The organism is Cupriavidus nantongensis (assembly GCF_041726985.1).
In the GTDB taxonomy this organism is placed as follows: Bacteria; Pseudomonadota; Gammaproteobacteria; order Burkholderiales; family Burkholderiaceae; genus Cupriavidus; species Cupriavidus nantongensis_A.
Genome location: NZ_CP168303.1, coordinates 795,034 through 815,002, shown reverse-complemented (window position 1 = coordinate 815,002; position 19,969 = coordinate 795,034). Strand labels below are relative to the sequence as shown.

The window sequence follows — 19,969 nt, the reverse complement described above, 5'->3', positions numbered from 1 at the left end:
TGTTTTCCTGAGAAATTCGGTAACTATGACTGGAATTCATTCAATAGTATAGAGACAAATCCTCTATACCGTAGTCATCGCAGTTGGAGCCCCCGAAATGCGCGTTCTCGTACTTGGCAGTGGCGTGATTGGCGTCACCAGTGCGTGGTACCTGGCCAAAGCCGGTCACGAAGTGACCGTGGTCGACCGCGAGTCCGGTCCCGCGCTCGGCACCAGCTTTGCCAATGCGGGCCAGATCTCGCCCGGCTACGCGTCGCCGTGGGCGGCGCCCGGCGTGCCGCTCAAGGCGATCAAGTGGATGTTCCAGGAACATGCGCCGCTCAGCATCCGCCCCGACGGCACGCTGTTCCAGCTGCAATGGATGTGGCAGATGCTGCTGAACTGCAGCGCCGGGCGCTATGCCGTCAACAAGGAGCGCATGGTGCGGCTGGCCGAGTACAGCCGCGACTGCATCCGCGCGCTGCGCGCGGAAACCGGCATTGCCTACGAAGGCCGCCAGCAAGGCACGCTGCAGGTGTTCCGCACCGACGAGCAGCTGCAAGGCGCGGCCAAGGACATCGCGGTGCTGGAGCAGGCCGGGGTCCCCTACCAGTTGCTTTCGCGCGAAGAACTCGCCGCGAGCGAACCGGCACTGGCCGCCGTCCGCCACAAGCTGGCCGGCGGCCTGCGCCTTCCCAATGACGAAACCGGCGACTGCGCGCTGTTCACCCAGCGCCTGGCCAGCATGGCCGGCACGCTCGGCGTCCGCTTCCTGTACAACCGCTCGATCGACGGACTGATGAGCCAGGGCGATGCCGTCACCGGCGCCGTGGTCGATGGCGAGCCGATGGCGGCCGACCTGGTGGTGGTGGCGCTGGGCAGCTGGTCGAGGCAGCTGGTCAAACCCTTCCTGCGCGGCATGTCCAACCTGCCGGTGTATCCGCTCAAGGGCTTTTCGATCACCGTGCCGCTCAGCGATGCCTCGCGCGGGCCGGTATCGACGGTGCTGGACGAGACCTACAAGGTGGCCCTGACCCGCTTCGACGACCGCATCCGTGTCGGCGGCATGGCGCAGATCGTCGGCTATGACCGCAGCCTCGATCCGGCCAAGCGCCGCACGCTCGAGCATGTGGTGACCGACCTGTTCCCGGGCGCCGGCGATGTCAGCCAGGCCACCTTCTGGACCGGCCTGCGCCCGATGACGCCGGACGGCACCCCCATCGTCGGCCCGACCCAGGTGCGCGGCCTGTGGCTGAACACCGGCCACGGCACGCTCGGCTGGACCATGGCCTGCGGCTCCGGCCAGCTGCTGTCGGACCTGGTCTCGGGCAAGTCGCCGGCGATCCGTGCCGACGACCTGTCGGTCGGCCGCTACCTGAAGCCGGCACGCCATCACCTGGCGCCGCGTCCGGCAGCCGCCTGATATAAGCCGGTTTTCTCCCAAACAAAAAAGGGCGGCCCTTGCGGGTCGCCCTTTTTCTATCCGCGCGCAACGATCAGAACTGCTCGGCGCTCAACGCATTGACCGGCGCCCCGCCGCTGACCACGGCATCGCGCAAGGCCGATGCCTGCGACAGGATGTGCTCGGCAAAGAAATGCGCAGTGGCGATCTTGGCGTCGTGGAAGGCCGGATCTTCGGCGCGCTTCGCGTCAGCGGCCAGCATGGCGCGGCCGAACTGCCAGCCGGAGAACACGATGCCGCACAGCTTCAGGTAAGGCACGCTGCCGGCGAAGACCGCGTTCGGGTCCGACTTGGCGTTGGCGACGACGAACTCGACCACGGCTTCCAGCGCGGCGCGACCCTTGGCCAGCTGCGCCTGCACCGCGGTAAACGCCGCGCCGCCATGACGGCCGAGCGCGGACTCGGTCTCGGCAATCTGCGCGCAGATCTCGCGTGCCACGGCGCCGCCGTCGCGCACGGTCTTGCGGCCAACCAGGTCGTTGGCCTGGATCGCCGTAGTGCCTTCATAGATCGGCAGGATGCGCGCGTCGCGGTAGTGCTGCGCCGCGCCGGTTTCCTCGATAAAGCCCATGCCGCCGTGCACCTGCACGCCGAGGCTGGTGACATCGATCGACAGCTCGGTGCTCCAGCCCTTCACCACCGGCACCATGAACTCGTAGAACGCCTGGCTCTGCTTGCGCACCGCGTCGTCGGGATGCTGGTGCGCCGCGTCGCTGGCGGCCGCGGCCACGTACGCCACCGCGCGCGCGCCTTCGGTCAGCGCGCGCATGGTCATCAGCATGCGCTTGACGTCGGGGTGGTGGATGATGGTCACCGCCTCGCGCGCCGAGCCATCGACCGGGCGGCTCTGCACGCGCTCGCGCGCGTAGGCCACCGCCTGCTGGTAGGCGCGCTCGGACACCGCGATGCCCTGCATGCCGACCGAGAAGCGCGCCGAGTTCATCATGATGAACATGTACTCGAGGCCGCGGTTCTCTTCGCCCACCAGCGTGCCGATCGCGCCGCCATGGTCACCGAACTGCAGCACTGCCGTGGGGCTCGCCTTGATGCCCAGCTTGTGTTCGATCGAGACGCAATGCACGTCGTTGCGCGCCCCGGTGCTGCCATCGTCATTGACCAGGAACTTGGGCACGATGAACAGCGAGATGCCCTTCACGCCTTCGGGCGCGTTGGGAGTGCGGGCCAGCACGAGATGCACGATGTTCTGCGCCATGTCGTGCTCGCCGTAAGTGATGAAGATCTTGGTGCCGAACACCTTGTAGGTGCCGTCGCCCTGCGGCTCGGCGCGGGTGCGCACCGCGGCCAGGTCCGAGCCCGCCTGCGGCTCGGTCAGGTTCATGGTGCCGGTCCACTCGCCCGAGATCAGCTTGGGCAGGAAGGTGGCCTTCTGGGCGTCGGAACCCGCCGTCAGCAGCGCCTCGATGGCGCCGTCGGTCAGCAGCGGGCACAGCGCGAACGACAGGTTCGCGGTATTCAGCATCTCGTTGCACGCCGTGGCGATCAGCTTGGGCAGGCCCTGGCCGCCGAATTCCTGCGGATGCAGCACACCCTGCCAGCCGCCCTCGCCGAACTGGCGGAAGGCTTCCCTGAAGCCCGGCGTGGTGGTGACCACGCCGTCCTTCCAGCTGCTCGGATCGAGATCGCCGGCGCGGTTCAGCGGCGCCACGACCTGCTCGTTGAACTTGGCGGCCTCGTCGAGCACGGCCTCGGCGGTGTCGCGGGTGGCTTCCTCGAAGCCGGGCAGCTGGCTGACGGCCTCAAGGCCGGCCAGCTCGTTCATGACGAACAGCATGTCCTTGATCGGCGCACGGTAGGTCATCGATGTCTCCCAACATGTATGAAAAAGCCGTTCGCGGGTCGCCCCCGGAACGGCTCGTTACTTGCTGCCTGCTGCTATCCATGCCGGCCCCAATGCGGTCGGCACGGCCGGCGCGGCATCAGCCCAGTGCTGCCACCAGCTCCGGCACCACGGTGTTCAGGTCGCCCACCAGGCCGTAGTCGGCCACGGAGAAGATCGGGGCCTCGGCATCCTTGTTGATCGCCACGATCACCTTGGAATCCTTCATGCCGGCCAGGTGCTGGATCGCGCCCGAGATACCGACGGCGATATACAGCTGCGGCGCGACGATCTTGCCGGTCTGGCCGACCTGGTAGTCGTTCGGCACGAAGCCAGCGTCCACGGCGGCGCGCGAGGCGCCCAGCGCGGCGTTGAGCTTGTCGGCCAGCGGCGTCAGCACCTTGGTGTAGTTCTCGCCCGAGCCCACGCCACGGCCACCCGAGACGATGATCTTGGCGGCGGTCAGTTCCGGACGGTCGCTCTTGGCCACTTCGCGCGAAACGAATTGCGAAACGCCTGCATCGGCAACGGCCGGCAGGGTCTCGACGGCGGCCGAGCCACCTTCGGCAGCAGCGGCGTCGAAGGCGGTGCCGCGCACGGTGATGACCTTGATCTTGTCTTCCGACTTGACCGTGGCGATGGCGTTGCCGGCGTAGATCGGGCGCTCGAAGGTGTCCGGCGCGTCGACCTTGGAGATTTCCGAGATCTGGGCCACGTCCAGCTTGGCGGCCACGCGCGGCAGGATGTTCTTGCCGTACGGGGTGGCCGGGGCCAGGATGTGCGAGTAGTCGTTGGCGATGGCCAGCGCCTGCTCGGCCACGTTCTCGGCCAGGCCGTCGCCGAAGTAGGCGGCGTCGGCCAGCAGGACCTTGGTCACGCCGGCGATCTTGGCGGCGGCATCGGCCGCGGCCTTGGCGTTGGAACCGGCCACCAGCACGTGCACGTCGCCGCCGCATTGGGCTGCGGCGGTCACGGTGTTGAGCGTGGCGCCCTTGATCGATTGATTGTCGTGTTCAGCAATGACGAGTGCAGTCATGTTATTTCTCCCCGCGCTCTCAGATAACCTTGGCTTCGTTCTTCAGCTTCTGCACCAGCGTCGCGACGTCCGGCACCATCACACCCGCGCTGCGCTTGGGCGGCTCGACCACTTTCAGGGTCGACAGGCGCGGCTTGACGTCGACGCCGAGGTCTTCCGGCTTGACGGTGTCCAGCGGCTTCTTCTTCGCCTTCATGATGTTCGGCAGCGTGACGTAGCGCGGCTCGTTCAGGCGCAGGTCGGTAGTCACCACCGCCGGCAGGCTCAGCGACAGCGTTTCCAGGCCGCCGTCGACTTCACGCGTGACCGAGGCCTTGCCGTCGGCGACCACCACCTTCGAGGCGAACGTGGCTTGCGGCAGGTTGGCCAGCGCGGCGACCATCTGACCGGTCTGGTTGGAGTCGTCGTCGATGGCCTGCTTGCCCAGGATCACCAGTTGCGGCTGTTCCTTGTCGATCAGCGCCTTCAGCAGCTTGGCCACGGCCAGCGGTTGCAGGTCTTCGTTCGATTCCACCAGGATGCCGCGGTCGGCACCGATGGCCATCGCGGTGCGCAGGGTTTCCTGGCACTGCGTGACACCGCACGACACCGCGACCACTTCGGTGGCAACGCCGGCTTCCTTCAGGCGCACGGCCTCTTCCACGGCGATTTCGTCGAAGGGGTTCATGCTCATCTTGACGTTGGCCAGATCGACGCCCGAACCGTCCGCCTTGACGCGGACCTTGACGTTGTAATCCACCACCCGCTTGACTGCGACGAGTACTTTCATGCGCTCACTCCACTGATAGCTGATAGTCAGAAATTTTGTTCGCTCGTCATTATAACCACCGGGTTGGCGGCTCTCCTATTTTTCGAACGATCGTACTATTTTATCGGCAAAATGATGCCGGGCATAGGCCCGGCACCTTTTTACCGGTCAGGCGATTGTGCCGCAAAGCCACGCCGGCAGGCCTCGTCCGATTGGATGAAACCCTCGAGTGACGCCGGCTCACCAGGAAATTACCAGGCGGTAATGACCGATTCCTTGAAGGTCGATGTGACGTATTGCTTGATTTCCGGCGAATGGTAGGCCTTCACCAGCTTGGCCACCCAGGGCTTGCTCTTGTCGGCGTCGCGGATCGCGATCAGGTTGGCGTACGGCCCCTTCGGACCCTCCATGGCGATCGCGTCCTTGGTCGGCGACAGGCCCGCGGACTCGGCATAGTTGCCGTTGATCGCGGCGGCATCCAGGTCATCCAGCGAGCGCGGCAGTTGCGCGGCGTCGAGCTCGACGATGCGGATCTTCTTCGGGTTCTCCGCGATGTCCAGCGGCGTTGCCTTCAGTCCCGCGTTGGGCTTGAGCTTGATCACGCCCTTGCTCTGTAGCAGCAACAGGCCGCGGCCGCCGTTGGTGGGGTCGTTGGGCACGCCCACGCGCGCACCCTGCTTGAGTTGGTCGAGCGACTTGATCTTCTTCGAGTACACGCCCATCGGGAACGTCACCGTGTAGGCAATATGCGTGAACTTGTAGCCGCGGTCCTTGATCTGGGCTTCCAGGTACGGCAGGTGCTGGTAGCTGTTGGCATCCAGGTCGCCGGCGGCCAGCGCGGCATTGGGCTGGACGTAGTCGCTGAACTCGACCACCTGGATATTGAGGCCGTCCCTGGCGGCGACCTTCTTCACCTGTTCCATGATCTGGGCGTGCGGGCCGCCGGTGACGCCGATCCTGATCGGCTTGTCCTGGGCGATCGCGCCAGCGGACAGCGAGGCGCCGAGCGCGGCGCCGAGAATCCATTGCAGCAGGTTGCGACGTTGCATGATTGCGTTCCTATCTCAAAAAAGTCTGGGTTCAGCGATGGCTGATGCGGCGGACCAGCCAGTCGCCGAAGCTCTGCACAGCCTGCACGAACACGATCAGGATCACCACCACCGCCACCATCACCTCGGTGATGTAGCGCTGGTAGCCATAGCGGATGCCGAGGTCGCCCAGTCCGCCGCCGCCGATCGCGCCGGCCATGGCCGAATAGCCGACTAGGCTGACGAAGGTGATGGTCAGGCCGGCGACGATGCCGGGCATGGCCTCGGGCAGCAGCACCTTCCACACGATCTGGCGCGTGGTGGCACCCATCGACTGCGCCGCCTCGACCAGGCCCTTGTCGACCTCGCGCAGCGCGCTTTCGACCAGGCGCGCGATAAACGGGATCGCCGCGATGGTCAGCGGCACGATCGCCGCGGTGGTGCCGATCGACGAGCCGACGATAAAGCGCGTGAACGGGATCACCACCACCAGCAGGATGATGAACGGGATCGAGCGCACCGCGTTGACCACCACGCCGATGGTGCGGTTGAACAGCGGGTGCGACAGCACGCCGCCGCGGTTGGTCAGGTGCAGCAGCACGCCCAGCGGCACGCCCAGCAGCGCGCCGACCACGCCCGAGATCGCCACCATCAGCAGGGTCTCGTTGAACGAGGTCAGGAACAGGTCAAACATTTCAGACCACATGCTCGAACTCCTCCACCACGACGCCTTGCGCCTGCAGGTATTCCATTGCTGCCTTCACATCGGCCAGTTCGCCGGTCGCCATGATCGCCAGCGAGCCGAAAGCCTGCCCCTGGATCTCGTCGATATGGCCGTGCAGGATATTGAAGTCCAGCCCGTAGCGGCGGATCGCCTGCGCCAGCACCGGCTGGTCGACGCCCTCGCCGGTGAAGGCGAGGCGGTAGACGTGGTCGCGCCCGTTGCCGAGCCGGCTTTCGACGCGCTTGAGCACGCTCGCCGGCAGTTCCTGCGAGATGACGTCGCCGATCATGGCGCGCGTGACTTCGTGCTGCGGGCGCAGGAATACGTCGATCACGCGCCCGGTCTCCACCACCTGGCCGGCTTCGAGCACGGCCACGCGGTCGCAGACCTGCTTGATCACCTCCATCTGGTGCGTGATCATCACGATGGTCAGGCCCAGCTCGCGGTTGATCTGCTTGAGCAGATCCAGGATGGAACGGGTGGTTTCGGGATCGAGCGCGGACGTGGCCTCGTCCGACAGCAGCACCTTGGGCTTGCTCGCCAGCGCGCGCGCAATGCCCACGCGCTGCTTCTGCCCGCCGCTGATTTGCGCCGGGTAGCGGTCCTTCAGCGCCGACAGCCCGACCAGCTCCAGCAGCGGCAGTACCGTCGCTGCAATCTCAGCCCTGGGCTTGCCGGCCAGCTCCAGCGGCAGCGCCACGTTGTCATAGACGGTGCGCGACGACAGCAGGTTGAAGTGCTGGAAGATCATGCCGATGTCGCGCCGCGCCAGGCGCAGCGCGCCCTTGTCCAGCGCGGTCAGGTCCTGGCCGGCGACGATGACGCGGCCGCTGGTGGGCCGGTTCAGCAGGTTGATGGCGCGCACCAGCGTGCTCTTGCCGGCGCCGCTGCGGCCGATGATGCCGAAGACTTCGCCCGCCGCAATCGACAGGCTGACGTCTCGCAATGCATGCACGTCGCCAGACGCGCCCGGGAAGCGCTGCGACAGTCCTTGCAGTTCGATCATGGAAAAGGTGACCAAAAGAAAACGGCAACAGGCGAGGGATCTCCAGCGCTGTTGCCGCTCGTTATTTTTCTGAAGCGCGTATTTTATGCGATTCGCTTCATACCATAAACGACTTTTTGCCGATGTCTTTATGCGTTCCCGGCATATAAAGACCTGATAAGTCGATCACGAGGCACGCCAGGACGGCGGCCGCTTGTCGATAAAGGCTTGCACCCCCTCCAGCGCCGCATCGTCCATCATGTTGCAGGCCATGGTCTGGCCGGCCAGCTGGTAGGCAGCCTCGATGCCCATCTCGAGCTGGCGGTAGAACAGCCCTTTGCCGGCAGCAACGGCGGCGGCCGGCTTGGCGCAAATGCTGGCGGCCAGCCGCGCCACTTCGGCGTCGAGGTCGTCGGCCGGCACCACCCGGTTGACCAGCCCGCGCTCGCGCGCACTGGCGGCATCGATCATGTCGCCGGTCAGCAGCATCTCCATGGCCTGCTTGCGGTGCAGGTTGCGCGACAGCGCCACGCCCGGGGTCGAGCAGAACAGGCCCAGGTTGACGCCCGACACGGCAAAGCGCGCATCGTCCGAGGCCACGGCCAGGTCGCACATCGCCACCAGCTGGCAGCCGGCCGCGGTGGCAATGCCGTGGACCCGGGCGATCACCGGCTGCGGCATCTGCTGGATCGCCATCATCATGCGCGTGCAGCGGTCGAACAGGCGCCGGTAGTAATCGTGCGACGGCGCCGCGCGCATCTCGCGCAGGTCGTGGCCGGCGCAGAAGGCCTTGCCCGCGCCCGCCAGCACCACCACGCGCACGCTGGGGTCGGCGGCGAGCCGGCGCAGCGCATCGGTGAGCGCATCGAGCAACCCTTCGGACAAGGCGTTGAACGCCTGCGGCCGGTTCATGGTCAGGCGCGCCACGCCGGCGGCGTCGCGCGATTCGGTCAGCAGCGGCGCGTCGACGCGCGCATCGTTCTCGGCCATGGCGGCGGTCTCCTATTGCTCCAGCAGCACCTTCAGGTGGGCCAGCACGCTGCGGCCCAGCGCGCTGAGGTTGTAGCCGCCCTCGAGGCAGCTGACGATGCGGCCCTGCGCATGGGTGCGTGCTACCTCGACCAGCTGGCCGGTGATCCAGGCGTAGTCCTGCTCCACCAGGCCCATCTGGCCCAGGTCGTCCTCGCGGTGCGCGTCGAAGCCGGCCGAAATGAACAGCATCTGCGGACGGAATTCATTGAGGCGCGGCAGCCAGATGGTCTCGACCACCTCGCGCACCGCCATGCCATTGCTGTAGGCCGGCAGCGGGATGTTGACCATGTTCGGCGCCAGGTGCTCGGTGCCGCTGTAGGGATAGAACGGGTGCTGGAAGATGCTGCACATCATCACGCGCTCGTCGCCGCGGAACGCCGCTTCGGTGCCGTTGCCGTGATGCACGTCGAAGTCGATGATCGCCACGCGCTCCAGCCCATGCGCCTGCAGCGCATGGCGCGCGGCAATGGCCACATTGTTGTAGAAGCAGAAGCCCATGGCGCGGCCGGGCTCGGCGTGGTGGCCGGGCGGGCGCACGCAGCAAAACGCGTTCTCGAATTCGCCGGCGATCACCGCATCGGTGGCCGCCACCGCCGCGCCCGCGGCCAGCGTCGCGGCGGCGAGCGTGTGGGCGTTCATCGAGGTGTCCGGATCGATCGCGTAGTAGCCGCTCGACGGGCTGGCACTTTCGAGCGCGTCGACGTGCTCGGGCCGGTGCACGCGCTCGAGCTGCTCGCGCGTGGCGGGCGGCGCCTCGCGGCGCTCCAGCAGCCCGTCCAGGCCATGCGAAATCAGGTGATCCTCGATCGCCTGCAGGCGCTCCGGACACTCGGGGTGGAAGTGCCCCATCTCGTGCCGCTGGAACTCGGGGTGCGTGTAATAGCCTGTCGGCATCTCTTATCGTCGCAATGGGTTGCAGTGCGTCGCCATGTTGTCTCCAAACGTTACGTTAGCACACGCCACGCCTGGCCACCCAGCAGCGCCGGCGCGCCATGCCGCACCCGCCCCGCCGCGGCTGCCGCGGTGGCATCCGCTATACTCGGTGCGACTTGCAAAGGACACCATGACCGACACCCAGCGCTCACTGCGACGCCCCCTGCTGGGCGCCGCGCTTTCCGCTGCCGCACTCGGACTCTGCGGCCTCTCCCCCAGCCTGCTCGCCGCCGGCAAACGCCGCGTCAGCGTGCGCGAGGAAGAAATCGAACCCGGCCGCTACCGCGACAACCCGCAAGCACGTGCCTTTATCGACGAGATGGTGGCGCGCCACGGCTTTGACCGCGGCACGCTGCAGGACTGGTTCGGGCAGGCGGTCTACTCGGCCACCGTGGTGCGGCTGATCATGCCGCCCGCCACCACCGGCCGCAAAAGCTGGCGCACCTACCGCTCGCGCTTTATCGAGCCGATCCGCATCAATGCCGGCGTGCGCTTCTGGCAGGACAACCGCGACACGCTGCGCCGCGCCGAGGCCGAGTTCGGCGTGCCGGCCTCGGTCATCGTCGGCATCATCGGCGTCGAAACCATCTACGGCCGCGACATGGGCTCGTTCCGCGTGCTCGATTCGCTGTCGACGCTGGCCTTCGACTACCCCGACACGCCGAACCGCGCGGCACGCTCCACGCTGTTCCGCAACCAGCTGGCCGACTACCTGCTGTGGTGCCGCGACACCCGCACCGACGTCTACTCGGTGCTGGGCTCGTATGCCGGCGCCATCGGCATTCCGCAGTTCATGCCGACCAGCCTGCGCGAATACGCCATCGACTACGACAACAACGGCCACATCGACCTGCGCAACAGCCCCACCGACGCCATCGGCAGCGTGGCGCGCTTCCTGCAGCTGCACGGCTGGGAGCCGGGCCGTCCGGTGGTGTGGCGCATCGCCCCCGACGCCGGCAGCCTGGGTATCGCCACCGCGGCGGCCGATGGCGAGCCGTGGCCGACCCGCACCCTCGACCAGCTGACCCGCGCCGGGCTGCGCGTGGACGAACCCATCAACCTGGCGCGCGAAGGCCAAACCGGCGTGCTGGTGGTGGACCTGCCCACGCCGGACCAGCCCACCGAGTACCTGCTGGGCCTGCGCAACTTCTATGTGCTGACGCGGTACAACCGCAGCTTCTTCTATGCGCTGGCGGTGTACCAGCTGGGTGAGGCGGTCAAGGCAGCGATGGGCTGAGGCGGCACGGCCAAAATCAAAAAGGCCTCGCATCAGCGAGGCCTTTATTTTTTTCGGCGCTGCGGATCAGGCCGGGAACACGCCAGTCGACAAGTAGCGGTCGCCGCGATCGCACACCACGAAGACGATGGTGGCATTCTCGACTTCCTCGGCAACGCGCAAGGCCACGCACAACGCGCCGGCGGCGGAAATGCCGCAGAAGATGCCCTCTTCCGATGCCATGCGGCGCGCCATGTGCTCGGCATCGCCCTGGCTCACCGGCTCGGTGCGGTCGATGTACTTGGGATCGTAGATCTTGGGCAGATACGCTTCGGGCCACTTGCGGATGCCCGGGATGCGCGAGCCTTCGGCCGGCTGCGCACCGACGATCTGGATCGCGGGATTCTGCTCCTTGAGGTAGCGCGACACGCCGGTGATGGTGCCGGTGGTGCCCATCGCCGAAACGAAATGGGTGATGCGGCCGTCGGTATCGCGCCAGATCTCGGGGCCGGTGCCCTCGTAGTGCGCCTGCGGGTTGTCCGGGTTGGCGAACTGGTCCAGGATCACGCCCTTGCCGTCGCGCTCCATCGAATCGGCCAGGTCACGGGCATACTCCATGCCGCCCTTGACCGGGGTCAGGATGATTTCGGCGCCGTAGGCCGCCATGCTCTGCCTGCGCTCGAGGCTCAGGTCCTCGGGCATGATCAGCACCATCTTGTAGCCACGGATGGCGGCCGCCATGGCCAGCGCGATGCCGGTGTTGCCCGACGTTGCCTCGATCAGCGTATCGCCCGGCTTGATGCGTCCGCGCGCTTCGGCCCGGGCGATCATCGACACCGCCGGGCGGTCCTTGACCGAACCGGCCGGATTGTTGCCTTCGAGCTTGCCGAGGATCACATTGCCGCGCGCGTCGTTGGCGGCGCCGGGGATGCGCTGCAGTCTGACCAGCGGCGTATTGCCGATGGTGTCTTCAATTGTCTTGTAGGCCATGGGGCGAAGGAAGGTCAAAACGGGGGATGCCGGGGGATTCCAGTTCGCCGGCCATTGTAATCCAGACCCCTATCCCCTCGCCGGCAGGCGGGATTTGCGCCGCCTGCCGGCGTCTGTCGTGGCTCAGGCCTCTTCGCGGTTGCCTTCGCCCAGCAGGTGGTACAGCAGGATGCAGCCGAAGGTAGCGGTGCCGATGCCGCCCAGCGTCATGCCGCCCAGCTTCAGCGTCAGGTCGCCGGCCGCCACCGTCAGCGTGGCGCCCACCGTGATCAGGTTGCGCGAACTGGAGAAATCCACGTGGTTCTGCACCCAGATGCGGCCCGCGGTGGCGGCGATCAGGCCGAACACGACGATGGTCAGGCCGCCGATCACCGGCCCGGGGATGGTCAGGATCAACGCGCCGAACTTGGGCGAGAAGCCCAGCAGGATGGCCACGGCGGCGGCCACCACGAAGATCAGCGTCGAATAGATCTTGGTGACCGCCATCACCCCCATGTTCTCGGCATAGGTGGTCACGCCGGTGCCGCCACCGCTGGCCGACAGCATGGTGGCGATGCCGTCGCCGATAAAGGCACGGCCGATGTACGGATCCAGGTTGCGCCCCGTCATCACGCCGATGGCCTTGATATGGCCCAGGTTCTCGGCCACCAGCACGATCGCCACCGGCGCGATCAGCAGCATGGCGCCGAGCTCGAACGTCGGGGCGGTAAACGCCGGCAGGCCGAACCAGCTGGCAGCGGCCACGCCGGAGAAATCGATCGGTTTGCCCAGTCCCATCACATTGGTGCCCAGGTAGTAGGCAACGTAGCCGGCCAGGCCGCCGATCAGCACCGGCAGGCGGCCGACCATGCCGGGCGCGCGCACCGCGACCAGCCCCACCGCGACCACGGTGAGCAGCCCCACCCAGGTATCGAGCGCCGCGCCGCTGACCGCCTTGACTGCCACCGGCGCCAGGTTCAGCCCGATCGCCGCGACGATGGCGCCGGTCACCACCGGCGGCATCAGCTTTTCCACCCAGGCGTACCCCACCGCCTGCACCACCAGGCCGATCAGCGTGTACAGCGCACCCGCGGCAATGATGCCGCCCAGCGCCACCGGGATATTGAGGTTGGGGCCGCTGCCGGCATAGCCGGTGGCGGCGATCACCACCGCGATGAAGGCAAAGCTGGAGCCCAGGTAGCTGGGCACCCGGCCGCGCACGCAAAGGAAAAAGATCAGCGTGCCGATGCCGGAAAACAGGATGGCGATATTCGGGTTGAAGCCCATCAGGATCGGCGCGATGGCGGTCGAGCCGAACATCGCCACCACGTGCTGGATCCCGGCCAGCAGTGTCTGCCCCGCGGGCAGCCGCTCATCGGGGCCGATCACGCCCTCGGTCTTGAGCCGCCATTGCGGCAGGAATCCCGCGTCCTCGCCATTCGCCATATTGTCTTGCTCCCTGTGGTCCGGGCTGGCCACCGGATCGGCGGCCGCCGCGCTTGTGCCTGGTTGTTAGGTTGTGGAATGCCGGTCGGCAGCCGCGCGGCAGGTCCTGCCTGCGCGGCGTCCGCATGATACTCCGCCGCCACGGGGGCTGCGAAGCCGACAAGCTTTAGCACAACGCATACCAGCCACAACGCACCCGGCCGCAGCACGACCGGGCCCAGGGCAGCAGTGGCGGTGCTAGCGGGCCGGCTTTGCCGGTGCAGGCGTTGCCTTTGCCCCCTTGGCGGGCGCCGGCGTGGCAGCGGAAGGCGCAGTGGACGGCGCGGCGGTGGGCGCCGCGGATGGCGCGCCCTTGCCGGCGATGGTCAGGCCGGCGTCCTGCAGCTTGGCCACGGACTTGGGCCCGATGCCGCTGACGCGCTCGGCCAGGTCGGCAGCGTCCTTGTACGGCCCGCGTTTGTTGCGCTCTTCGACGATGTGGCGGGCCGTGGCCGGGCCCACGCCCTTGACCGAGGTCAGCGCTGCTTCGTCGGCGGTGTTGACGTCGACCGCGGCATGTGCGGTGCCGCCGGCAAGCAGGCACAAGGTTGCCGCGAGGGAAATGAGGGAAAAACGCCGGGCAAGTTGCCGGATCCAGTGCATGGCCATGAAGGCTCTCCTTTCCTGTGGATGGTCTGAGGTACCACCCCCGCCGGGGCGGCGAGGTCAGGTCAGGATAGGGGCGCGCCGCGAGCGCGGCGCATGCGGCAACAAAAGTTGACACCGGCCGCACGAAAGCGTGTCGGCCGGCGTGAAGCAGGAACGATGCGGGCTTCAGCCGTTGCGCTCGAGCAGCCAGCGGCAGTAGCGCGCCACGCCTTCCTCGACGGTCAGGAAGCGCTCGCCGTAGCCGGCGCCGCGCAGCTTGGACACATCCGACTGCGTGAAGCACTGGTACTTGCCGCGCAGTGCGTCGGGAAACTTGACGTACTCGACCAGCCCTTCCTGTACCAGGTCGTCCAGCGACAGCGGCGGCTTGCCTTCGGCCTCGCGCAGCGTGTTGACCACGGTCGCGGCGATGTCGTTGAACGGCTGGGCGCGGCCGGTGCCCAGGTTGAAGATGCCGGACTTCTCCGGATGGTCGAAGAAGAACAGGTTGACCTTGACCACGTCCTCGACCGAGATGAAGTCGCGGCTCTGCATGCCAGGGCCATAGCCGCCGTATTCGCCGAACAGCTTCACCGTGCCGTCGGCGCGGAACTGGTTGAAGTTGTGGAACGCCACCGAGGCCATGCGGCCCTTGTGCGTTTCGCGCGGACCGTACACGTTGAAGTAACGGAAGCCGACGATCTGCGACAGCGCCGATGGCAGCCGGCGCCGCACGATCTGATCGAACAGGAACTTCGAGTAGCCGTAGACGTTGAGCGGTCGCTCGAACTCGCGGTCTTCGCGGAACACCTGCGAGGCGCCGTAGGTCGCCGCCGACGATGCGTAGAGGAACTGCGTGCCCTGCTCCAGGCAGCTCTCCATCAGCGACAGCGTGTAGCGGTAGTTGTTCTCCATCATATAGCGGCCGTCGGTCTCCATGGTGTCGGAGCACGCGCCTTCATGGAACACCGCGCGGACCTTGCCGAACTCGCCGCGGGCAAAGCGCGCGAGGAAGTCCTGCTTGTCCAGGTAATCGGAGATCTCGCAGTCGACCAGGTTGTGGAACTTGTCGGCGCGGGTCAGGTTGTCGACGGCGATGACGTTGGTCTCGCCGCGTTCGTTCAGGCCCTTGACGAGATTGCTGCCGATAAAACCCGCGGCGCCGGTGACGATGATGGTCATGGTCGGATCAGGATGGGGCGCCGCGCCTCAGGCAGCGGCGCCGAACAATTCGGGATAAGTGACGACGGCGGTGCCCAGCTTGCCGACCACGATGCCGCCGGCGCGATTGGCATGCTGTACGGCTTCCTTGAGCGGCACGCCCGCACCCATCATGGTGGCGAGCGTGGCGATCACGGTGTCGCCGGCACCGGATACATCATAGACCTCGCGCGCCTGGGCCGAGACGTGCAGCACTTCAGCTTCGGTATAGAGCGTCATGCCCTCTTCCGAGCGCGTCAGCAGCAGCGCCTCGAGCTGCAGCGCGCGGCGCAGGTTCTGCGCGCGGATGGTCAGGTCGGCCTCGGTCTTCCAGGCGCCGACCACGGCACGCATCTCGGCACGGTTGGGGGTGATCAGCGTGGCGCCGCGGTAGCGCGAGTAGTCGTCACCCTTCGGGTCGACCAGTACCTTGCGGCCGGCCGCGCGGCCGGCGTCGATCATGCGCGTGACATGGGTCAGCCCGCCCTTGCCGTAGTCGGACAGCACTAGCACCTGGTAGTCGTTGACCAGCCCCTGGAAGCGGTCCTGTACCGCGAGCAGCACTTCGTGCGCCGGCGTGTTTTCGAAATCGACGCGCAGCAGCTGCTGCTGGTGCGCCACCACGCGCAGCTTGATGGTGGTGTTGATCTTGGCATCGCGGTGCAGGTAGGGCTGCACGTGGCTCTCGGCCAGCAGCGCCTCGAGCGTGCGCGCCGGCTCGTCGTCGCCGACCACGCCCAGCATGCCGACGCGTGCGCCCAGCGCCGCGGCGTTGCGGGCGACGTTGGCGGCGCCGCCCAGGCGCTCGTCGCTGCGCTTGACCTGCACCACCGGCACCGGCGCTTCGGGCGAAATGCGCTCGACGTCGCCGAACCAATAGCGGTCCAGCATCATGTCGCCGACCACCAGGATATGGGACTGCCGGATCTGCTCCTGCGGAATGACGGTCTTGTTCATGAAGATCCTTGGCAATATCGCGGCGGCAGCGGCCGCCGCGTTAGCTTATCGGTTGATGAGTCCGTTGACCCGCCGGCGCCTCAGTCGTTCGCCGCGGGCGCAGCCTTGCGGGTCGGGCGGCCGATGGCGTGATACTCCACGCCGGTCTCGCGCATCGCCTCGGGCTCATACAGATTGCGTCCATCGAAGATCACCGGCGACTTCAGCCGCCGCTTGATCTGCCCGAAGTCCGGGCTGCGGAACACCTTCCATTCGGTCACAATCGCCAGCGCGTCGGCGCCGTCGAGCGCATCCATCTGGTGCTGGTGGAAGCTCACGCGCGCCGCGCCGCCCGGCACGTCGGCCAGGTCGGCCTCCAGCACCCGGCGCGCCTCGGCCATCGAGACCGGGTCATGCACGCGCAGCGACGCGCCGCGCGACACCAGCTCGCGCGCCAGCACGCGCGACGGCGCCTCGCGCATGTCGTCGGTGTTCGGCTTGAAGGCGAGGCCCCAGACCGCGAACACGCGGCCGCTCAGGTCGTCGCCGAAACGGCGCACGATCTTCTCGCCCAGCACGCGCTTCTGCGCGCCGTTGACGGCTTCCACCGCCTCCAGCACGCGCATCGGCTTGCCGTGGTCGGCGGCGGTGCGCATCAGCGCCTGCACGTCCTTGGGGAAGCACGATCCGCCGTAGCCAGCGCCGGCATAGAGGAAACTGTAGCCGATGCGCGGGTCCGAGCCGATGCCCATGCGCACCAGCTCGATATCGGCGCCGACCTCGTCGGCCAGGTTGGCGAGCTCGTTCATGAACGAGATGCGCGTGGCCAGCATCGAATTGGCGGCGTACTTGGTGAACTCGGCCGAGCGCACGTCCATGTAGAAGGTGCGCTCGTGATGGCGGTTGAACGGCGCGTACAGCTGCCGCATGGTGGCCTGCGCGTGGCGGCCGGCGGCGTCGGCATTGCAGCCCAGCACGATGCGGTCGGGGCGCATGAAGTCTTCGACCGCGGCGCCCTCCTTCAGGAACTCGGGGTTCGACACCACCGAGAACTGCAGGTCTTCCAGCCCGCGCACGGCCAGTTCCTCGCGGATCGCGGCGGTGACGCGGTCGCCGGTGCCCACCGGCACGGTCGACTTGTCGACCACCACCTTGAAGCCGGTCATGTGGCGGCCGATATTGCGCGCCGCCGCCAGCACGTACTTGAGGTCGGCCGAGCCGTCTTCGTCCGGCGGCGTGCCCACCGCGATGAACTGCACGTCGGCATGCTCGACGCTGGCCCCGACGTCGGTGGAAAAGGTCAGGCGGCCGGCCTCGCGGTTGCGCTGGATCAGTTCCTGCAGGCCCGGCTCGTAGATCGGCACGCCGCCCGCGTTGAGCAGCGCGATCTTCTGCTCGTCCAGGTCCAGGCAGAACACGTCGTTGCCCTGCTCCGCAAGGCAGGCGCCGGTGACGAGACCGACGTAGCCGCTGCCGATAATGGTGACTTTCATAGCTTCAATTCACATCCGTTGCATGGCCGCCGGGAATCAGCCGAGCGTTTCGGAACGCCGCGGGGCATAGGTCTCCCAGCGGTTGCAACCAGGGCACTGCCAATAGAACAGCCGCGCACGGAACCCGCATTCGCGACAGGTATAGCGCGCCAGGTTGCGCGTTCGCAGTTGCAGCAGGTCGCGGATGGCGGTGGTTTCCTGGGCCTCGTCGCCGTCTTCGGCAACTTCGGCCTGGCCGGGCGTGGCCTCGACCACCGCGGCCTGTGCCGCGGGCGCGGCGGCCACTGCCGCCTGCGCCTCGAAGTACTTGGTCAGCGCCAGCAGCGTGGGCTGGCGGCGCAGCTGGTCGCGCATCAGGCACGCCGCGGCTTCGGGGCCGTTCACTTCCAGTTCGGCCTTGTACGCGGTGTCGAGCACCTCGGGCGCGAGCTTGCCCTTGAGCAGGCCGCGCAGCCATTCCAGCGCCACGCCTTGCTCGTTCAGGGCGGCATAGGCCTTGACCACGCGCTCGGCCACCAGCGGCAGGAAGGAGGCGTCCTGCTGCTCGATGCCGAGCCAGTGGCCCAGTGCCGCGCGCGCATCGCCCGCCGCCGCGGCGACATCGCCCAGCAGGATCGGCGCGCGCACGTTGGCGGGATTCTCGGCCACGGCCTGGTTCAGCCATTTCACCGCGTCTTCGGGGCGCTTGCGCTGCAGTGCGTCCTGCGCCAGCTCGCAGCAGAACTGCGCGATCTGCAGGCTGTAGCTCTTCTGCTCCAGCGACTGCAGTTCACGCGCGGCATCGATCGCCTTCTGCCATTCCTTTTCGACTTCGTAGAGCTCGAGCAGCACGCGCTTGGCCGACGCCGCGTAAGGCCCGGACATCAGCCGGCGCAGCGATTCCTCGGCACGGTCCAGCAGGCCCGCGCGCAGGTAGTCCTCGCCCAGCTCGAACAGTGCATGCTCGCGCTCGGGCTCGGGCAGGTCGGGGCGCGTGGCCAGGTTCTGGTGCACGCGGATGGCGCGCTCGGTTTCGCCGCGGCGCCGGAACAGCGCGCCCAGCGCAAAGTGCAGCTCGGTGGTTTCCGGGTCCAGCCGCGCGACTTCGACAAAGGCGTCGATGGCCTTGTCGGGCTGCTCGTTGAGCAGGAAATTGAGTCCCTTGAAGTAAGAGCGCGGCAAGGCGCCCTGCTCGCTGATCATCTGGCGCACGTCGAAGCGCGCCGCCATCCAGCCAAGGCCAAAGACAAGTGGCAGCACCAACAGCCACCAGGTTTCGAACATCATGGATCAGACTTTCGGGCCGACTACGTTATAGGGAGACTTGCTGTCGCGCGGCACCGGCGCGGTGCTTGCCGGCGCCGCCGATGGCGCCGTCGCGGACGCCCTGGCGTCCGCGACGGCGCGCCGCAGCCTGGCCAGTTCCATGCGCTGGCGCATCAGCCCCGGCGCCACCGAGGCCAGCGCCGCCACCGCGCCCAGCGCGAACGCGGCAAACAGGATCAGGATCAGCGGCGCATGCCAGACGGCATTGAAGAACAGCTGCAGCGAGGCTTCTGCGGTATTGCGCAGGGCCAGCACGAACAGCAGCACGAATACGACGATGCGGACGATCCAGGCAAACAGTTTCATGCGGGTAGGCGGCGAGGCAGCATGGCGTTGGGGCGGGCAAGCACAAAGCCTGCGGCTGGCAGGACGCCCTGTGCAAGGCCCGGCAAAGACCCCGGCATTGTAACGGAATCACTTCACGGATTCGGTAACGTGGCGGTAACGGCGTGCCGGAGCGCACCGCAGAAGTCGGCGCTCTGCCTTGCAGGCGCGGGAGCGTGCCGCCCCGGCCCGCATCGATCCCAAAAAAAAGCGCCCCAAGGGGCGCTTTTTTACAACTCAGTAGCAGGCAGTGCCAGTCGAAATCAGGAGCGGATGAAATCCAGTCCGCTCTCGTGCAACCCCGTCGGTGCGGCGGATGCCGCGCCCTGGCCTGCCTTGCCGGGCAGGGCTTGCGCCGTGCCGCCGGAATGGCCGTTGCCGTTGGCGCCCGCAGGCACCGGCTGGCTGCGGTCAACCCGTTCGCGCAATTCCTTGCCCGCCTTGAAGTGCGGCACCCGTTTTTCAGGTACCAGCACCCGTTCGCCGGACTTGGGATTGCGCCCCACGCGAGGCGGACGCCGGTTCAGACCAAAACTGCCAAATCCGCGGATCTCGATGCGGTGGCCGTCGGCCAACGCTTCGGACATCGCGTCGAGTATCGTTTTCACCGAGATGTCCGCATCCCGCAGCAGCAGCTGGGGGAAGCGGGCAGCCAGTTTTTCGACAAGCTCCGACTTGGTCATGGGCAT

At 67.1% G+C, this 19,969-nt stretch carries 19 protein-coding genes; 2 read left to right on the top strand and 17 right to left on the bottom strand.

What is annotated here, in order from left to right; translation table 11 throughout:
- Positions 1–97 precede the first annotated feature (97 nt).
- Complete coding sequence (locus ACEI37_RS14795) at positions 98–1,402, top strand: D-amino acid dehydrogenase (RefSeq protein WP_373379532.1); 1,305 nt, start codon at positions 98–100, stop codon at positions 1,400–1,402.
- 73 nt (positions 1,403–1,475) lie between these two features.
- On the opposite strand, the gene ACEI37_RS14790 is transcribed toward ACEI37_RS14795, so the two are convergent.
- The 8 genes from ACEI37_RS14790 to ACEI37_RS14755 form a co-directional block, all read right to left on the bottom strand.
- Entirely contained in the window at positions 1,476–3,260 is a 1,785-nt protein-coding gene (locus ACEI37_RS14790; RefSeq protein WP_373379531.1) for an acyl-CoA dehydrogenase, read from the bottom strand.
- Positions 3,261–3,378: 118 nt separating this feature from the next.
- Positions 3,379–4,314, bottom strand: coding sequence for an electron transfer flavoprotein subunit alpha/FixB family protein (locus ACEI37_RS14785; protein WP_018007045.1), 936 nt, complete (start codon positions 4,312–4,314; stop codon positions 3,379–3,381).
- Between the two features lie 19 nt (positions 4,315–4,333).
- Complete coding sequence (locus ACEI37_RS14780; RefSeq protein ID WP_062797375.1) at positions 4,334–5,083, bottom strand: electron transfer flavoprotein subunit beta/FixA family protein; 750 nt, start codon at positions 5,081–5,083, stop codon at positions 4,334–4,336.
- Positions 5,084–5,313: 230 nt separating this feature from the next.
- A complete protein-coding gene (locus ACEI37_RS14775; protein WP_373379530.1) occupies positions 5,314–6,111 on the bottom strand; it encodes a MetQ/NlpA family ABC transporter substrate-binding protein in 798 nt (265 codons plus the stop codon).
- A gap of 31 nt (positions 6,112–6,142) precedes the next feature.
- Positions 6,143–6,796, bottom strand: a complete 654-nt coding sequence (locus ACEI37_RS14770) for a methionine ABC transporter permease (RefSeq protein ID WP_092308203.1) — start codon at positions 6,794–6,796, stop codon at positions 6,143–6,145.
- Positions 6,786–7,820, bottom strand: a complete 1,035-nt coding sequence (locus tag ACEI37_RS14765; protein ID WP_373379528.1) for a methionine ABC transporter ATP-binding protein — start codon at positions 7,818–7,820, stop codon at positions 6,786–6,788. The genes ACEI37_RS14770 and ACEI37_RS14765 overlap by 11 nt, the downstream gene beginning before the upstream one ends.
- 165 nt (positions 7,821–7,985) lie before the next feature.
- A complete protein-coding gene (locus ACEI37_RS14760) occupies positions 7,986–8,789 on the bottom strand; it encodes an enoyl-CoA hydratase (RefSeq protein ID WP_373379527.1) in 804 nt (267 codons plus the stop codon).
- A gap of 12 nt (positions 8,790–8,801) precedes the next feature.
- A complete protein-coding gene (locus ACEI37_RS14755; RefSeq protein WP_373379526.1) occupies positions 8,802–9,725 on the bottom strand; it encodes a histone deacetylase family protein in 924 nt (307 codons plus the stop codon).
- 169 nt (positions 9,726–9,894) lie between these two features.
- On the opposite strand from ACEI37_RS14755, the gene mltB reads away from it, so the two are divergent.
- Positions 9,895–11,001: a lytic murein transglycosylase B gene (mltB, locus tag ACEI37_RS14750; protein WP_373379525.1), complete on the top strand. Its 1,107-nt coding sequence runs from the start codon at positions 9,895–9,897 to the stop codon at positions 10,999–11,001.
- 66 nt (positions 11,002–11,067) lie between these two features.
- Here mltB and cysM read toward each other — a convergent pair whose 3' ends face one another.
- The 9 genes from cysM to ACEI37_RS14705 all read right to left on the bottom strand — a co-directional run bounded on the left by cysM (position 11,068) and on the right by ACEI37_RS14705 (position 19,963).
- Complete coding sequence (cysM, locus tag ACEI37_RS14745) at positions 11,068–11,970, bottom strand: cysteine synthase CysM (protein ID WP_373379523.1); 903 nt, start codon at positions 11,968–11,970, stop codon at positions 11,068–11,070.
- Between the two features lie 123 nt (positions 11,971–12,093).
- Positions 12,094–13,395 carry a solute carrier family 23 protein gene (locus ACEI37_RS14740; protein WP_373379522.1) on the bottom strand — a complete coding sequence of 434 codons (1,302 nt, stop codon included), beginning with the start codon at positions 13,393–13,395 and terminating at the stop codon, positions 12,094–12,096.
- Between the two features lie 237 nt (positions 13,396–13,632).
- Positions 13,633–14,043 (bottom strand): ComEA family DNA-binding protein, encoded by a 411-nt coding sequence (locus tag ACEI37_RS14735; protein ID WP_373379521.1) that lies wholly within the window; start codon positions 14,041–14,043, stop codon positions 13,633–13,635.
- A gap of 165 nt (positions 14,044–14,208) precedes the next feature.
- Positions 14,209–15,204, bottom strand: coding sequence for an ADP-glyceromanno-heptose 6-epimerase (rfaD, locus tag ACEI37_RS14730; RefSeq protein WP_373379520.1), 996 nt, complete (start codon positions 15,202–15,204; stop codon positions 14,209–14,211).
- Positions 15,205–15,231: 27 nt separating this feature from the next.
- On the bottom strand, positions 15,232–16,179 hold the full coding sequence (gene rfaE1, locus ACEI37_RS14725) for a D-glycero-beta-D-manno-heptose-7-phosphate kinase (protein WP_018007057.1): 948 nt from the start codon (positions 16,177–16,179) through the stop codon (positions 15,232–15,234).
- A gap of 80 nt (positions 16,180–16,259) precedes the next feature.
- Entirely contained in the window at positions 16,260–17,651 is a 1,392-nt protein-coding gene (locus ACEI37_RS14720; protein WP_373379518.1) for a UDP-glucose/GDP-mannose dehydrogenase family protein, read from the bottom strand.
- Positions 17,652–17,687: 36 nt separating this feature from the next.
- Complete coding sequence (gene lapB, locus ACEI37_RS14715; RefSeq protein WP_373379517.1) at positions 17,688–18,917, bottom strand: lipopolysaccharide assembly protein LapB; 1,230 nt, start codon at positions 18,915–18,917, stop codon at positions 17,688–17,690.
- Between the two features lie 3 nt (positions 18,918–18,920).
- A complete protein-coding gene (locus ACEI37_RS14710; protein WP_373379516.1) occupies positions 18,921–19,262 on the bottom strand; it encodes a lipopolysaccharide assembly LapA domain-containing protein in 342 nt (113 codons plus the stop codon).
- A 281-nt stretch (positions 19,263–19,543) separates the two neighbouring features.
- Positions 19,544–19,963, bottom strand: coding sequence for an integration host factor subunit beta (locus ACEI37_RS14705; protein WP_111518906.1), 420 nt, complete (start codon positions 19,961–19,963; stop codon positions 19,544–19,546).
- Positions 19,964–19,969: the final 6 nt, after the last annotated feature.

What these genes read in the sequence shown, in the direction of transcription:
- ACEI37_RS14795 (WP_373379532.1), top strand. Translation starts at nt 98, where the DNA reads ATGCGCGTTCTCGTACTTGGCAGTGGCGTGATTGGCGTCACCAGTGCG.
- ACEI37_RS14790 (WP_373379531.1), bottom strand. Translation starts at nt 3,260, where the DNA reads ATGACCTACCGTGCGCCGATCAAGGACATGCTGTTCGTCATGAACGAG.
- ACEI37_RS14785 (WP_018007045.1), bottom strand. Translation starts at nt 4,314, where the DNA reads ATGACTGCACTCGTCATTGCTGAACACGACAATCAATCGATCAAGGGC.
- ACEI37_RS14780 (WP_062797375.1), bottom strand. Translation starts at nt 5,083, where the DNA reads ATGAAAGTACTCGTCGCAGTCAAGCGGGTGGTGGATTACAACGTCAAG.
- ACEI37_RS14775 (WP_373379530.1), bottom strand. Translation starts at nt 6,111, where the DNA reads ATGCAACGTCGCAACCTGCTGCAATGGATTCTCGGCGCCGCGCTCGGC.
- ACEI37_RS14770 (WP_092308203.1), bottom strand. Translation starts at nt 6,796, where the DNA reads ATGTGGTCTGAAATGTTTGACCTGTTCCTGACCTCGTTCAACGAGACC.
- ACEI37_RS14765 (WP_373379528.1), bottom strand. Translation starts at nt 7,820, where the DNA reads ATGATCGAACTGCAAGGACTGTCGCAGCGCTTCCCGGGCGCGTCTGGC.
- ACEI37_RS14760 (WP_373379527.1), bottom strand. Translation starts at nt 8,789, where the DNA reads ATGGCCGAGAACGATGCGCGCGTCGACGCGCCGCTGCTGACCGAATCG.
- ACEI37_RS14755 (WP_373379526.1), bottom strand. Translation starts at nt 9,725, where the DNA reads ATGCCGACAGGCTATTACACGCACCCCGAGTTCCAGCGGCACGAGATG.
- mltB (WP_373379525.1), top strand. Translation starts at nt 9,895, where the DNA reads ATGACCGACACCCAGCGCTCACTGCGACGCCCCCTGCTGGGCGCCGCG.
- cysM (WP_373379523.1), bottom strand. Translation starts at nt 11,970, where the DNA reads ATGGCCTACAAGACAATTGAAGACACCATCGGCAATACGCCGCTGGTC.
- ACEI37_RS14740 (WP_373379522.1), bottom strand. Translation starts at nt 13,395, where the DNA reads ATGGCGAATGGCGAGGACGCGGGATTCCTGCCGCAATGGCGGCTCAAG.
- ACEI37_RS14735 (WP_373379521.1), bottom strand. Translation starts at nt 14,043, where the DNA reads ATGGCCATGCACTGGATCCGGCAACTTGCCCGGCGTTTTTCCCTCATT.
- rfaD (WP_373379520.1), bottom strand. Translation starts at nt 15,204, where the DNA reads ATGACCATCATCGTCACCGGCGCCGCGGGTTTTATCGGCAGCAATCTC.
- rfaE1 (WP_018007057.1), bottom strand. Translation starts at nt 16,179, where the DNA reads ATGAACAAGACCGTCATTCCGCAGGAGCAGATCCGGCAGTCCCATATC.
- ACEI37_RS14720 (WP_373379518.1), bottom strand. Translation starts at nt 17,651, where the DNA reads ATGAAAGTCACCATTATCGGCAGCGGCTACGTCGGTCTCGTCACCGGC.
- lapB (WP_373379517.1), bottom strand. Translation starts at nt 18,917, where the DNA reads ATGATGTTCGAAACCTGGTGGCTGTTGGTGCTGCCACTTGTCTTTGGC.
- ACEI37_RS14710 (WP_373379516.1), bottom strand. Translation starts at nt 19,262, where the DNA reads ATGAAACTGTTTGCCTGGATCGTCCGCATCGTCGTATTCGTGCTGCTG.
- ACEI37_RS14705 (WP_111518906.1), bottom strand. Translation starts at nt 19,963, where the DNA reads ATGACCAAGTCGGAGCTTGTCGAAAAACTGGCTGCCCGCTTCCCCCAG.